The organism is Halomonas sp. SL1, assembly GCF_003030865.2.
Classification (GTDB): domain Bacteria; phylum Pseudomonadota; class Gammaproteobacteria; order Pseudomonadales; family Halomonadaceae; genus Halomonas; species Halomonas halophila.
This window is the reverse complement of the sequence record NZ_PYUQ02000011.1, coordinates 328783-343455: the sequence shown is the minus strand read 5'-3', so window position 1 is coordinate 343455 and position 14673 is coordinate 328783. Positions and strand designations below refer to the sequence as shown.

The 14673-nt window shown below is 71.6% G+C and carries 12 protein-coding genes; 11 read left to right on the top strand and 1 reads right to left on the bottom strand.

Annotated features, from left to right (window positions below; genetic code table 11):
- Positions 1-3: 3 nt before the first annotated feature.
- The 6 genes from C9J49_RS05645 to C9J49_RS05620 all read left to right on the top strand — a co-directional run bounded on the left by C9J49_RS05645 (position 4) and on the right by C9J49_RS05620 (position 8796).
- The gene (locus C9J49_RS05645) at positions 4-720 is read left to right on the top strand and encodes an ABC transporter ATP-binding protein (RefSeq protein WP_046080394.1); all 717 of its coding nucleotides are present in this window, start codon (positions 4-6) and stop codon (positions 718-720) included.
- Positions 720-3257 (top strand): FtsX-like permease family protein, encoded by a 2538-nt coding sequence (locus tag C9J49_RS05640; RefSeq protein WP_181454252.1) that lies wholly within the window; start codon positions 720-722, stop codon positions 3255-3257. The genes C9J49_RS05645 and C9J49_RS05640 overlap by 1 nt, the downstream gene beginning before the upstream one ends.
- Positions 3258-3267: 10 nt before the next feature.
- Positions 3268-4692 (top strand): hypothetical protein, encoded by a 1425-nt coding sequence (locus tag C9J49_RS05635; RefSeq protein ID WP_046079232.1) that lies wholly within the window; start codon positions 3268-3270, stop codon positions 4690-4692.
- 37 nt (positions 4693-4729) lie between these two features.
- Positions 4730-6190 (top strand): hypothetical protein, encoded by a 1461-nt coding sequence (locus C9J49_RS05630; RefSeq protein WP_107182250.1) that lies wholly within the window; start codon positions 4730-4732, stop codon positions 6188-6190.
- Positions 6191-6337: 147 nt separating this feature from the next.
- Entirely contained in the window at positions 6338-7603 is a 1266-nt protein-coding gene (gene glyA / locus C9J49_RS05625) for a serine hydroxymethyltransferase (RefSeq protein ID WP_107182251.1), read from the top strand.
- A 194-nt stretch (positions 7604-7797) separates the two neighbouring features.
- A complete protein-coding gene (locus C9J49_RS05620; protein WP_107182252.1) occupies positions 7798-8796 on the top strand; it encodes a flagellar motor protein MotB in 999 nt (332 codons plus the stop codon).
- Between the two features lie 11 nt (positions 8797-8807).
- Here C9J49_RS05620 and C9J49_RS05615 read toward each other — a convergent pair whose 3' ends face one another.
- A complete protein-coding gene (locus C9J49_RS05615; RefSeq protein ID WP_107182253.1) occupies positions 8808-9353 on the bottom strand; it encodes a FlgO family outer membrane protein in 546 nt (181 codons plus the stop codon).
- 163 nt (positions 9354-9516) lie between these two features.
- Here C9J49_RS05615 and C9J49_RS05610 point away from each other — a divergent pair, with 163 nt between their 5' ends.
- The 5 genes from C9J49_RS05610 (at position 9517) to C9J49_RS05590 (ending at position 14672) form a co-directional block, all read left to right on the top strand.
- Positions 9517-10926 carry an MBL fold metallo-hydrolase RNA specificity domain-containing protein gene (locus C9J49_RS05610; protein WP_107182254.1) on the top strand — a complete coding sequence of 470 codons (1410 nt, stop codon included), beginning with the start codon at positions 9517-9519 and terminating at the stop codon, positions 10924-10926.
- Between the two features lie 219 nt (positions 10927-11145).
- Entirely contained in the window at positions 11146-12015 is an 870-nt protein-coding gene (locus C9J49_RS05605) for an MBL fold metallo-hydrolase (protein WP_046079226.1), read from the top strand.
- A 34-nt stretch (positions 12016-12049) separates the two neighbouring features.
- Complete coding sequence (locus C9J49_RS05600; protein WP_107182255.1) at positions 12050-13810, top strand: SulP family inorganic anion transporter; 1761 nt, start codon at positions 12050-12052, stop codon at positions 13808-13810.
- 2 nt (positions 13811-13812) lie between these two features.
- Positions 13813-14274 (top strand): YeeE/YedE family protein, encoded by a 462-nt coding sequence (locus C9J49_RS05595; protein ID WP_107182256.1) that lies wholly within the window; start codon positions 13813-13815, stop codon positions 14272-14274.
- Entirely contained in the window at positions 14271-14672 is a 402-nt protein-coding gene (locus tag C9J49_RS05590) for a DUF6691 family protein (RefSeq protein WP_046079223.1), read from the top strand. The genes C9J49_RS05595 and C9J49_RS05590 overlap by 4 nt, the downstream gene beginning before the upstream one ends.
- Position 14673 lies beyond the last annotated feature (1 nt).

Below are 14673 nucleotides of genomic sequence, written 5' to 3'. Positions count from 1 at the left end.
CTCATGTCCGACTCCTCGCCAGCAAACCTTCATCCTATGCTACGCGCCGCCCACCTGACCAAGCGGGTGGAGAGCGGCGAGCGTTCGCTGACCATTCTGAGTGATCTTGCCCTCGAGGTGTTCCCCGGCGAGACGCTGGCCATCCTCGGCCAGAGCGGGGCGGGCAAGTCGACCCTGCTCGGCCTGCTGGCCGGGCTCGACGCACCGAGCGGCGGCGAGCTCGAGCTGTTCGGCGAATCCCTCGGCGAGCTTGACGAGGACGGCCGCGCCGGGCTTCGCGCCGGACGGGTCGGCTTCGTGTTCCAGAACTTCCAGCTGCTGCCGACGCTGACCGCGCTGGAGAACGTGCTGCTGCCGCTGGAGCTGGCCCCGGACGGCGACGCCGAGGCCCGCGCCCGCGAATGGCTCGGCCGGGTGGGGCTCGGCGAGCGCCTCGATCACCTGCCCAAGCAGCTTTCCGGCGGCGAGCAGCAGCGCGTGGCCCTGGCCCGCGCCTTCGTCACCGGCGCCGAGCTGGTGTTCGCCGACGAGCCCACCGGCAACCTCGACCCCGCCACCGGCGAGCGCATCATCGACAGCCTGTTCGCTCTCAATCGCGAGGCCGGTACCACCCTGGTGCTGGTCACCCACGATCTGGCCCTGGCGCGGCGCTGCGATCGCTGCCTGCGGCTCGTCGACGGGCGACTCGAGGCGATCGCGCGCGAGGAGGCCGAGGCATGATGCGCCACGCCGTAGCACTATCGTGGAGGGGCCTCAGGCGCGACCTGCGGGCCGGCGACGTGCGCGCGCTGTTCCTGGCGCTGACCCTGGCGGTGGCCGCCGCCACCATGATCGGCTTCTTCCTCGACCGCCTGGAGCGCGGCCTGACCCGCCAGGCCGGCCAGCTGCTGGGCGGCGACGTGGTGCTCGAGCAGTCGCGGCCCTTCGATCCCGAGCTGCGCCGCGCCTTCGAGGACACCGGCCTCGCGCTCTCCGATCAGGTCGACATGGTGTCGATGGTCAGCGCCGGCGAGGCCTTCCAGCCGGTGGGCGTGAAGGCGGTCGACGATGCCTACCCCCACTACGGCGAGTCCGTGGTCGACCGCGGCTCGGGCCCTGAGGCGCTGCCCCGCGGGCCCGAGCGCGGCGGCGCCTGGGTCGCCCCGCGCCTGGCGCAGCTGCTCGACCTCGAGCTCGGCGACACCCTGCGCCTGGGCCAGGCCGAGCTCGAGGTGAGCGGGGTGATCGAGCGCGAGGCCGATCCCTCGGCCGGCTTCTCCAGCTTCAACCCGCGGCTGATGGTGCACGTCGACGATCTCGAGGCCACCGGGCTGATCCAGCCCGGCTCGCGCATCGAGTACGAGCTGCTGGCCGCCGGCCCGCCCGAGGCGGTGGAGGCGATCACGCCTCGGCTCGAGCGCCTGCGCGCCGAGGGCGTGGAGGTGCAGGACGTGCGCCGCGACCGGCCGCGGCTCGGCAGCGCGCTGTCCCGGGCCGACCGTTACCTGAGCCTGGCCGGGCTCGCTGCGGTGCTGCTGGCCGGCGTGGCGGTGGCCATGGCCACCCGGCGCTACGTGGAACGCCACCTGGACACTGCGGCGCTGCTGCGCTGCTTCGGGGCCCGCCAGGCCGAGCTGGTGCGGCTGTTCGCCCTGCAGCTGCTGTGGCTGGCGCTGGCGGCCTCGGCACTGGGCGCGCTGCTGGGGCTGGCCGGCCAGGCGCTGCTGCTGGCGCTGCTCGGCCGGCTGCTGGCGGTGGAGCTGCCACCGCCGGGACCGATGCCGCTGGCGCTCGGCGTGCTGACCGCGCTGGCGGTGCTGGCCGGCTTCGCCGGGCCGACCCTGCTGCGCCTGCGGCGGGTCAGCGCGCTCAAGGTGCTGCGCCGCGAGCTGGACCCGCTGCCGGCCTCCGCCTGGTGGGTGGTGGGGGCGGCGGCGCTGGTGTTCGGCGCGCTGCTGTGGCTCTACTCCGGCGATCCGATCCTGTCGCTGTCCTTGCTGCTCGGCGGCGGCCTGGCGCTGGCGGTGCTGTGGGGCCTGGGTGGGCTGCTGCTCGGCGGCGTGCTGGCGCTGTGCTCGCGGCTGCCGGCGCGCGGCGGGGCCGGATACCTGCAGGCGCTGCGCCTGGGCGGGCGCCAGCTGGCCCGGCGCCGCGCCGCCAGCCTCGGCCAGCTGCTGGCGTTCTCGGTGGCGCTGTTCGCCATGGCGATGATCGCCCTGGTGCGCGGCGACCTGCTCGACGCCTGGCGCGAGCAGCTGCCCGAGAACACGCCCAACCAGTTCGCCATCAACATCCAGCCCGGCGAGCGCGACGCCTTCGCCGCGGCCCTGAACGAGGGCGCCGAATCGCGCAGCGATCTTTACCCCATGGTGCGCGGCCGGCTCACCGCCATCGACGGTGCCGAGCCCCGCGAGGCGGTGCCGGCGGAGGCGCGCGGCGACAACGCGCTGCGCCGCGAGCTCAACCTGACCTGGCGCGCCGACCCGCCGGAGGGCAACCGGCTGGTGGCGGGGGAGTGGTTCGACGCCGAGGCGGCGACGGGCGGCGAGGCCGCGACGCCGGTGCCGATCTCGCTGGAGAGCGGGCTGGCCGGACGGCTGGGGCTCGAGCTCGGCGACGTGCTGACCTTCACCGTCGGCAGCGCCACCATCGACGGCGAGATCACCAGCCTGCGCGACCTGGACTGGGACAGCTTCCGGCCCAATTTCTACGTGATCTTCCCGCCGGGCGTGCTGGAGCGCTTCGGCCACAGCTATATCACCGCCTTCCATCTGGCGCCCGACGAGCGCGCGCTGCCGGGCCGGCTGGTGCGCGACTTCCCCGGCGTCACCCTGCTCGACGTGGAGGCGATCCTCGAGCGGGTCCGCGAGGTGCTGTCGCAGGTCACCCGGGCCGTGGAACTGGTGCTGGTGCTGGTGCTGCTGGCCGGGATCAGCGTGCTGCACGCCGCCCTGGCCGCCAGCCTGCCGGTGCGCGCCCATGAGGCCGGGCTGCTGCGGGTGTTCGGCGCCGGCGACCGGCTGCTGCGCCGGGTGCAGGGCGCCGAGTTCGCGCTGCTGGGGCTGGCCAGCGGCCTGCTGGCCGCGGCGCTGACCGAGCTGTCCGCGGCCGGGCTCTACGGCGGCTGGCTCGACCTGACGCCGCGCTGGCATCCGGCGCTGTGGCTGGCGCTGCCGCTGGGCGGGGCGCTGCTGGTCGGCGCCATCGGCCAGTGGCTGTCGCGGGGCATCCGGCGCCGGGCGCCCGCCGAGAGTCTGGGGCTGCTGGGCGAAGCATGAGGATGACGGAATGAAGGAATCTCTGCGCTATGCACTGCTCGAGGCCCAGCTGGAGCTGGCCCGCCAGGCCTCGCGCTCGGTGGTGCTGGTGGTCACCGGCCACGCCGCCGCCGGCAAGACGGCGCTGATCAACGAGCTCAACCATCGCCTCGAGAATCGCCTGACCGAGGTGCACGCCCTGGCGCCGAGCAGCGAGGAGCGCGAGCGTCCCTACTGGTGGCGCTACTGGCGTCGCCTGCCGGCCCGCGGGCGGGTCGGCGTGTTCGTCCACGGCTGGTACGGCGATGCGCTGTTCGCCCGTACCGAGCAGCGCCTGGGGGAGGGCGCCTTCCACGACCGCCTGGCCGAGATCCGTGCCTTCGAGGCCGAGCTGGCCGCCGAGAACGTGGCGATCGTCAAGCTGTGGCTGGACATCGACCGCGACGTCCAGGGGCGCCACCTGAAGGCGCTGTGGCACGACCCCGAGCGGGCCTGGCAGGTCAAGGATCACGACTGGCAGCGCCATCTCCAGTACCACGCTCTGGATGCCCTGGGCCGCGAGATGCGCGAGGCCACCGAGGCCGATCATGCGCCCTGGCTCCGCCTGGCCGGGGGCCCCGAGGAGACGCCGATCAAGGCCCTGGCCCAGAGGCTGGTGGCGGCCATGGCCGGCCCGCTGCCCGATGTCGAGTCGCCGCTCACCACGCCCACGGCGGGCATCGGGGCGCCGCCGCGGCTGTCGGACCTCGACGCCGCGTCGCCCGAGGCCATGGACAAGGCCACCTATCGGGAACGCCTCAAGGAGGCCCAGGCCCGATTGGCCGGCAACGCCCGCGAGATCCAGCGTCGGCGGATTCCCGTGGTACTGGCCTTCGAGGGCCAGGACGCCGCCGGCAAGGGCGGCTGTATCCATCGCCTGACCTCGGCGCTCGACGCTCGCCAGTATCGCGTCCATCGCATCGCCGCGCCCAGCGAGGAGGAGCGCGCCCACCCCTGGGCCTGGCGCTTCTGGCAGCGGTTGCCGCTGGATGGCCGGGTGGCGATCTTCGATCGCTCCTGGTACGGCCGGGTGCTGGTGGAACGCGTCGAGGGCCTGGCCGAGCCGGCCGCCTGGCGCCGCGGCTATGACGAGATCCGCCGCTTCGAGCGCCAGCTGCTGGCCCATGGCGCGGTACTCGGCAAGCTGTTCCTGGCGGTCGACAAGGACGAGCAGCTGCGCCGCTTCCGTGCGCGCGCCGAGACGCCCCACAAGCGCCACAAGCTGACCGAGGAGGACTGGCGCAATCGCGAGCGCTGGGACGACTACCGGCGGGCGATCGACGACATCTTTGTGCATACTCATGACGTCGACGGGGGCTGGGCCCTGATCGACGCCAATGACAAGCGCCGCGCCCGGCTGGCGGTGCTGGACCACGTCAACCGCCTGCTCGAGGCGCGTCTCGCCGAACCGCGCTGACGCCCCCCAGGCGCGATCACCAGGGAGGTGAACCCCCATGCGCAAGTCCTTGATGCGTAACGTCCTGATGCGCAAGTCCCTGATACGTCAGGCTCCGTCACGAGGCGCCGTGCTCGCCGCGTTTCTCGCCGTGCTGCCCTGCGGCCTGGCCCAGGCCGATGCCGAGCGCCTCGAGGCCGACCTGCGCGAGCGCTTTGCCGCCGCCGGCGAGTTCTCGATCGGCGAGGTCTCCGACAGCCTGCTCGGCGGCGAGACCCGCGCCGAGGACCTGAGCCTGGTCGACGTCGACGGCTCGCGACTGGACGTGGCCCGCTACGTGGTCGAGGGCGACTACGAGGACCCCGAGGCGATCGTGATGGAGGGCCTGCGGCTCGAGCGCACTGGCCGCGATGCGGGCGTGCTGACCGCCGACCGGCTGCGCCTCGACGGCCCCGGCGGGCCGCTGCCCTGGAACGAGGGCCGGCTGGGCGATGCGGCCTTCGAGGCCGACGCTCTGAGCGCCGAAGGGCTGCGCCTGGCGCTCGAGTCGGGGCTGATCACCTCCGCCGACGGCAAGAAGACCCTGAGCCCGCAGGTGTCGACGAGCGGCTGGCTGACGGCGCAGCGGCTCGAGGCCGAGGGGCTCACGGCGACCGGCGTCGGCCGCCTGGAGATGAGCGGCATCGAGGGCCACGCCGAGGGGCTGGAGGATCTGGGGGCGGGAGACCTCACCCTGGCCTCGCTGAGCCTCGAGGGCCTGAGCCACCCACCGGGCGATCCCGAGGCGGCGACCCTGGATCGCTTCGAGCTGAACGACATGTCGATCGTCGCCGATCATCTGGTGGCCGATCTGGCACGCTTGAGCGTCGACGGCGACATGCACGACGGCGAGGGCCGTGCCCGGCTCGAGGCCCTCGAGCTGGACCTGGCGCGGATGATCGAGTTGGCCCCGGCCGAGGAGCGCACCCGGCTGCGTCTGGCCAGCAACGTGCTCACCGGCGGCAGCGGGCAGCTGCGGCTGGACGCCGAGTTCGACGGCCGCTGGGAGGCGCTGGGCCAGAAGAGCCTGCTCTCCGGCGACGGCACGATCACCGCCGCCGACGCCTTCCGCTGGGCGTTCGACAGCGAGCTGCCGGTGCGCCTTCCCGAAGGCGTGGAGCCGGCCGCCTATCTGGCCGAGATGACCGACCTGAGCGGGGTGACCCTGCTCGGCGGGCGCATCGAGACCACCCTCGGCGACCTGGGGCTGTTCGGGCGCGTGCCGGCGGTGATGGCCGCCAGCCGCGGCGTGAGCGAGGCCGAATTCCTCGATCAGGCGCGAACCCAGGCCAGGGGCTTCGGCACCATGCTCGGGGCGGAATTCGGCCAGCTGCTGGACGGCCTGGTGGACATGATGGAGGGCCGGGCCAGCGAGCTCGAGGTGGCGCTGACCCTGCCGCCGGAGAGCGACGCGGACGTGCTCGCCGCCGACCCGCTGGGCCTGCCGAGCAAGCTCTCGATGGCCGTGGAGACGCGCTGAGCCGCGCGGCGCGGGAGCCTTCAGAATTACTGAAGCGCACATGAGAAATCATGGGGCGCCGCATGACGGGGTTTCATGTGAAAGCCGCCATACGCTGGGGTATGATGGCGGCCTTCGATTTCCCCGTTGATGCGAGGTTTCCCGCCGATGTTCAGCCGTGACATGCAGATTGCCGGTTTCGATGATGCCCTGTTCGATGCGATGCAGAAGGAAAGCACGCGTCAGGAAGCGCACATCGAGCTGATCGCTTCCGAGAACTATGCCAGCCCCCGCGTCATGGAGGCCCAGGGCAGCCAGCTGACCAACAAGTACGCGGAAGGCTATCCCGGCAAGCGCTACTACGGCGGCTGCGAGTACGTCGACGTGGTCGAGCAGCTGGCCATCGATTACGCCAAGGAACTGTTTGGCGCCACCTACGCCAACGTCCAGCCGCACTCCGGCTCCCAGGCCAACGGCGCCGTCTTCCAGGCGCTGGTCACCCCGGGCGACACCGTGCTGGGCATGAGCCTGGACGCCGGCGGTCACCTGACCCACGGCGCTAAGCCGAACTTCTCCGGCAAGCACTACAACGCCGTGCAGTACGGCATCGACGAGAACGGCCGCATCGACTACGACCAGGTCGCCGAGCTGGCGCGCGAGCACCAGCCGAAGATGATCATCGCCGGCTTCTCCGCCTACTCACAGATCATCGACTGGGCCAAGTTCCGCGAGATCGCCGACGAAGTGGGCGCCTACCTGCTGGTCGACATGGCCCACATCGCCGGCCTGGTGGCCGCCGGGGTCTACCCGAGCCCGCTGCCCCACGCCCACGTGGTCACCACCACCACTCACAAGACCCTGCGCGGCCCGCGCGGCGGCCTGATCCTCTCCAGCGAGGGCGACGAGGCGGTCGAGAAGAAGCTGCAGGCCGCGGTCTTCCCGGGCATCCAGGGCGGTCCGCTGGAGCACGTCATCGCCGCCAAGGCGATCTGCTTCAAGGAAGCCATGGCGCCCGAGTTCAAGACCTATCAGGAGCAGGTGCTGAAGAACGCCAAGGCCATGGCCGGCGTGTTCATCGAGCGCGGCTTCGACATCGTCTCCGGCGGCACCGAGGACCACCTCTTCCTGCTGTCCCTGGTCAAGCAGGGCGTGACCGGCAAGGACGCGGACGCCGCCCTGGGCCGCGCCCACATCACCGTCAACAAGAACGCCGTGCCGAACGACCCGCAGAGCCCGTTCGTGACCTCCGGTCTGCGCATCGGTACCCCGGCGGTGACCACCCGCGGCTTCGGCGAGTCCGAGTGCGGCGAGCTGGCCGGCTGGATCTGCGACATCCTCGACGTGCTGGCCAAGGGCGAGGACACCTCCGCCATCGAGGCCGAGGTCAAGGGCAAAGTCGAGGCCGTCTGCGGCCGTCTGCCGGTCTATCGCTAAGCGCCTGACCCAGGTCTGACGCGCAAGCGTGCGCCCCGTCCCGGTTCTCCGGGGCGGGGCGCCTTGCGTCTGTGGCTTCGCCGTCTGGCGTTTCAGGCCCAATAGGCGGTCGCGAATCCCGCCTGTTCGACGCTTCGGCGGGGCGGGGCAGGCGTTAGGCTTGGCGCTCCGCCACGTCATTGCCGAGTCGAGCCATGCAGCATCCCCGCGGCCTGTCCCGCCACGAGTCCCTCCTGCCGGATCATCACCACGACGAGAGCGGTCACGGCTGGATGGTCAGCTATATCGACGTGATGACCCTGCTGGTCGCGCTGTTCGTGCTGATGATCGCGCTGACGCATCGCACCGACGACACCGCGCCGGACGCGGACGAGACGGTGATCGCCGAGGTGGCCGGGGCCGACGGGGCGTCGCGTCGTCTCGGCGTGCCGCTGCCGGCGGCGCTGAGCCAGGCGTTGGCCGAACCGACGGCGCCAGCGAGGCGACCGGGCCTCGCACCGTCGGTGATCTCGGCGGCGCTGGGCGTGGCCGGCCTGCCATCCCGCGCCGCGCTGCCGGCACCGCCCGCGCTGCTGGCGCATCAGGCATCAGCCGACGCCGAGCCCGAGCCGATGCCGTGGCTGCCGATGCTGGCACTGCCCGAGGGCCTCGACCGTGAGGCGCCGCTGGCCGACTACATGGTGATCCTCACCGACCGGCTGCCCGCCGGCGTGGCGCCTGCCCCGGAGGCCGCCGAGACGCTGACCCTCGCCGCCCGCGAGGTCGCCGAGGCGGTGGCCGCCGCGCCCTATCTGCCGGACCTCGATGGCGTCGAGGTGTCCCGGGTGCCGGAGGGGGTGCGCCTGCGGGTCGAGGATCGGCTGCTGTTCCCCTCCGCCCAGGCCGATCTCACCGACGAGGGGCGTGCGCTGATCGCCGAACGGCTGCGCGAGGTGGTGGACAGCCAGCCCGGCGAGGTCGAGGTGCAGGGGCATACCGACAGCCGGCCGATCCAGACGCCGCGCTTCCCTTCCAACTGGTCGCTGTCCAGCGCCCGGGCCATTGCCATCGTCGAGGCGCTGATCGAGGACGGCGTCGACCCCGCGCGGCTGCGCGCCGTGGGGCTGGCCGACACCCGTCCGCTGGCCTCCGATGACACCGCCGAGGGCCGCGCCCGCAACCGCCGGGTCGAGGTGGTCATCCAGGCGCGCTAATCGACGCGGGGCTACCAGCGCCCGAGCATGGCGCGTAGATCGTTGGTCAGCGGCAGACTGAGCTGGGTGGCGGCCAGGGCGTTGCCGTCGCCGACGCGCACGATGCGCAGGGTCAGGTAGAGCCGCTCTTCACCCACGGCATAGGTGCCCACCATCAGCGTGCGGGCGCCCTGGTCGATGCCCAGGCGCGGCGTCAGGCGCGACAGCATCAGCTCCCCGGTATGCTCCTCGACGTAGAGCCGGCCGCGCAGGCGGACCTCGCGCACCTGCAGCCCGGCCCGCGTGAGTTCGGCGGCAACGATCTCGCTGGCCAGCCGTCCCAGGGTCGAGGAACGGTTCAGGTCGTCGACGTCGACCATGGTCGTGGGAATCAGCGGGCCGTATTCGGCCAGGATCGGGTTAGCCTCGACCAGGGCCGCGGTCGCCGCTCCCAGCGTCTCGTCCAGCCGTTTCGGCGGCGGCGTCGGCGTGTCTGACAGGCTGGCGCAGGCGGTCAGGGCCAGGGCCAGGCCGAATGCGATGGCGGGGCGGAGCAGCGAGGTGACGGATGCGTGCATGTGGGGAGGTTCCCTTGAGCGTGACCTGATGATCCCTGGCGGGCGAGGAGGCGGAGTCTGCGGTTCGCTATCGGCCGCGCCGACGATGACTTGAGCCAAGGCGCGTCGGGCGTGGCTTGGTTATGCTCGAAGAAGAGTCCCAGGGCGCGCAGGGGAGGTGGTCATGTCGAGCTTGACCTTTCTGGGGGCGGTGGGCGAGGTCACCGGCTCTCGCTATCTGCTCGAGGTGGACGGCGAGCCCCGCCCTCACCGGCTGCTGCTGGAATGCGGCCTGCACCAGGGGGGACGCGAGGCCGAAGGCGCCAATGCCGTGCCCTTCGGACGTCTGGCCGAGGAGCTCGAGTCGGTGGTGCTCTCCCACGGCCATCTCGACCATGCCGGGCTGCTGCCGAAGCTGGTCCGCGAGGGCTATCGCGGGCCGATCCACTGCACCGCGGATACCGCCGAGCTGCTCGAGATCATGCTGGTCGACGCCGCCTTCGTGATGGCCAAGGACGTGGAGTGGGAGAACCGCTGGCGGGCGCGGGCCGGCAAGTCCGCCATCGAGCCGCTCTACGACGAGGACGACGTGGCCCGCACCCTGGCCCAGTGCGAGCCGCACCGCTACGGCCAGCCGGTGGCGTTGCCCGGCGGCGTCACCCTGGTGTTCCGCGATGCCGGCCACATCCTCGGCTCGGCGGTGGTCGAGCTGTCGATCCCCTCCGGTGGCCAGCGGCGGCGGCTGGTGTTCTCCGGCGACCTGGGCAACCCCGACTCGGTGCTGATGAAGGACCCGGAGAAGGTCCATGACGCCGATGTGGTGCTGATGGAGAGCACCTACGGCGATCGCGATCATCGCCCCCTCGACGACACCCTCGAGGAATTCCGCCGGGTGCTCGAGGAGGCCCACGTCGACGGCGGCAACGTGCTGATCCCGGCCTTCGCGGTGGGGCGCACCCAGGAGATCCTCTACCACCTGAGCGTGCTCTACCACAAGGGGCGCCTGCCCCAGCAGCTGGTGTTCCTCGACAGCCCCATGGCGATCCGCGTCACCGAGCTCTATGGGCGCAAGCGCAAGGCGCTCGACCCCGAGGACCTGAAGGTGCTCAACGTCGCCGCCCACGGCGACCCCGATCAGTACCTGCCGAACCTGCGCCTGACCCGCGACGTGGAGGAGTCGATGGCCATCAACCGCATCCACGGCGGGGCCATCATCATCGCCGGCTCGGGCATGTGTACCGGCGGGCGCATCGTCCATCACCTGCGCTACAACCTGGAACGTGAAAGCACTCACCTGGTGATCGTCGGCTTCCAGGCCGAGGGCACGCTGGGGCGCCAGCTGGTCGAGGGGGCCGAGCGGGTGCGGGTGCTGGGCGAGGATCTGGCGGTCAAGGCCCGGGTACACACCCTGGGCGGCTTCTCGGCCCATGCCGGCCAGCAGGAGCTGATCGGCTGGGCGGGCGCCTTCCACGATCGCCCCCGGTTCTTCCTGGTGCACGGCGAGCCCGGGGCCCAGCGGGCGCTGCAGGCGGCGCTGGCCGAAGCCGGCATCGAGGCCGAGATCGCGACCTACCGCCAGCGCATCGAACTCTGATTGCTCTCCGACTTTTCCAGCCAGGCTCCCATCTTGCCTTCATGGCGCACAGGTGCTGCGTCTGGCCTATGGCGCAGTGCTATCTGCCGGCGCGCTATATATAAAAAATAAGTCTAACGTTATAACAAAATATCTTGTTATGCTGCGGCTATCGCCAACCGCCATCGGGACGCGCCGCGTCCGTCGCTCTTCACCCTCTGCTGCATACGGAGGCACCCCATGTCCCAGCAGCCCATCGTCACGGCCTTCTTCGACGAGCCCACCAACACCTTCAGCTACGTGGTCCGCGACCCGGACTCCACGTCCTGCGCCATCCTCGATTCGGTGCTCGACTTCGACTACGCCGCCGGGCACACCGACGTGCGCTCGGCCGACGCCATCATCGCCTTCATCGCGCGCGAGGGGCTCAGCGTGGAGTGGGTGCTCGAGACCCACGTCCACGCCGACCACCTCTCGGCGGCGCCCTACCTGCACCAGAAGCTCGGCGGCCGCACCGGCATCGGCGCGCGCATCGTCGAGGTGCAGGAGATCTTCGGCAAGGCCTTCAACGCCGGCACCGAGTTCGCCCGCGACGGCAGCCAGTTCGACCGCCTGTTCGAGGAGGGCGACACCTTCGCCATCGGCGGCCTCGAGGGCCGGGTGCTGCACACCCCGGGCCACACGCCGGCCTGCCTGACCTACGTGATCGGCGACGCGGCCTTCGTCGGCGACACCCTGTTCATGCCCGACTACGGCACCGCGCGCTGCGACTTCCCCGGCGGCGATGCCCGCACCCTCTATCGCTCCATCCAGAAGGTGCTGGCGCTGCCTGCCGAGACGCGGCTGTTCCTGTGCCACGACTACAAGGCGCCGGATCGCGAGGCGTTCCGGCACGAGACCAGCGTGGCCGAGCAGCGCGCGCATAACATCCACGTCCACGAGGGCGTCGGCGAGGACGACTTCGTGACCCTGCGCACCGAGCGCGACGCCACCCTGGGCATGCCGCGGCTGATCATCCCCTCGGTGCAGGTCAACATGCGCGCCGGCGAGATGCCGCCGGCCGAGGACAACGGCCAGGTCTACCTCAAGGTGCCGCTCAACCGTTTCTGATGTCGGGAGACCCTGTCATGAGCGCGAGACCACGATGATGCCCTCACGCTGGATTCCGCTGATCGGCTGGATGCACGGCTACCGGCGCGACACCCTGGCCCGGGACCTGCTGGCGGCGGTGATCGTCACCCTGATGCTGGTGCCCCAGGCCTTGGCCTATGCGCTGCTGGCCGGCCTGCCGCCGGAGGTGGGTCTCTATGCCAGCATGCTGCCGCTGGTCCTCTACGCGATCTTCGGCACCAGCGCCACCCTGGCGGTGGGGCCGGTGGCGGTGGCCTCGCTGATGACCGCCTCGGCGCTGTCCGCCATCGCCCCGCCGGGCAGCGCCGAGTACGTGGGCGGTGCCCTGGTGCTGGCGGCGCTCTCCGGGGCGATGCTGGTGGCCATGGGGCTGCTGCGGCTGGGCTTTCTCGCCAACTTCCTGAGCCATCCGGTGATCTCGGGCTTCGTCACCGCCTCGGGGATCCTGATCGCCGCCAGTCAGCTGCGTCATCTGCTCGGCGTCGAGGCCTCGGGCCACACCCTGGTCGAGAGGGTCATGGCGCTGGTCGCCGCGCTGGGCGAGGTCAATCCGATCACGCTGGTGCTCGGCCTCGGCGTCTGGGGTTTCCTGGTGCTGTGTCGGCGCTATCTCAAGGGCGGGCTGCGACGCCTGGGGCTGTCGGCCACGGTCGCCGACCTCGTGGCCAAGGCCGCGCCGGTCTCGGCGGTGATCGTCACCACTCTGCTGGCCTGGGCGCTGGGGCTCGGCGAGCGCGGCGTGGCGCTGGTCGGCGAGGTGCCGGGCGGGCTGCCGTCGCTGGCGCTGCCGAGCCTCGAGCCGGGGCTGTGGTCGAGCCTGCTCGCTCCGGCGCTGCTGATCAGCCTGGTGGGCTTCGTGGAGTCGGTATCGGTGGCTCAGACCCTGGCCGCCAAGCGCCGCCAGCGCATCGATCCGAATCAGGAGCTGATCGCCCTGGGCCTGGCCAACCTCGGCGCCGGGGCCAGCGGCGGCTCGCCGGTCTCCGGCGGCTTCTCGCGCTCGGTGGTCAACTTCGAGGCCGGAGCCGCCACGCCGCTGGCCGGCGCCTTCACGGCGCTGGGCATCGCCGTGGCGACCCTGACCCTGACCGCGCCGCTGGCCTTCCTGCCGAAGGCCACGCTGGCCGCCACCATCATCGTCGCCGTGGGCAGCCTGATCGATCTGCCCGCCATCCGCCGCACCTGGGCCTACTCCCGGGCCGATGGCGTGGCCATGCTGGCGACCCTGACGCTGACCCTGGTGCACGGCGTGGAGAGCGGCATCCTGGCCGGCGTGGCGCTGTCGCTGGGGCTGCATCTCTACCGCACCAGCCGGCCGCACAGCGCCGTGGTGGGGCGGGTGCCCGGCAGCGAGCACTTTCGCAACGTGCAGCGCTACGATGAGGTGGAGACCGACGAGCGCCTCGCCATCCTGCGGGTCGACGAGAGCCTCTACTTCGCCAACGCCCGCTATCTGGAGGACACGGTGATGGCGCTGGCGGCCCGCCAGCCGGGCCTCGAGCACATCGTGCTGGCCTGCCAGGCGGTCAATGGCATCGACGCCTCGGCGCTGGAGAGCCTGGAGGCGATCAACCGGCGGCTGAAGGACGCCGGGGTGGCGCTGCACCTGGCCGAGGTCAAGGGGCCGGTGATGGATCGCCTGGCGGCTACCGACTTCTGCCACGAGCTCGGCGGCCGGGTGTTCCTGAGCACCTTCGATGCCTGGCAGGCGCTGCATGAAGGCGAGGCCGCGGCGAACGCGTCGCCCGGCGTGATGACGGAAAAGGAGACATGACGGTGGACATGACGGCAAGCCTTCACGGTCTGATCGGCGGGATGCTGATCGGCCTCTCGGCGACCTGGCTGATGATCACGCTGGGGCGCATCGCCGGGATCAGCGGCATCCTCGGCACCCTGATCACCGCGCGCCCCAGGGGCGACAGCGGCTGGCGGCTGGCCTTCCTGCTGGGGCTGGTCTCGGGGCCGGCGCTGGTGATCCTGGCCGGCGGCGGGCTCGGCAACGTGGCGGGCCATGCCGGGGCGGTGATCGGCGCTCCCGCCGGCGGGGTGGCGACCATGCTGGTCGCCGGCCTGCTGGTGGGCGTGGGTACCGGCATCGGCAGCGGCTGCACCAGCGGCCACGGGGTGTGCGGCCTGGCCCGGCTGTCGCCGCGCTCGATGGCGGCGACCCTGGTGTTCCTGGCGGTGGCGATCGTCACCGTGTTCGTGGTCCGGCACGTGATCGGAGGTGGCGCATGAGATCCGTGATGGCCTATATCGCCGGGCTGCTGTTCGGGCTGGGGCTGGCGATCTCCGGCATGACCGACCCGGCGCGGGTGCTCGGCTTCCTCGACGTCGCCGGCGACTGGGACCCGACCCTGATGTTTGTGCTCGGCGGCGCCGTGGTGACCCACTTCGTCGGCTACCGGCTGGCCATGCGCCGCCCCCATCCGCTGTTCGCCAGCGCCTTCCAGCTGCCGACCCGGCGCGACCTGGACGGGCGGCTGCTCGGCGGCGCGGCGCTGTTCGGCGTCGGCTGGGGGCTCTCCGGCTACTGCCCGGGGCCGGCCTTCGCCTCGGTGTCGGGCATCACCCTGCCGCTGGCTGCCATGCTGGCGGCCATGGTCGTCGGCTGGTTCATCGCCCGGCGGGTATAGC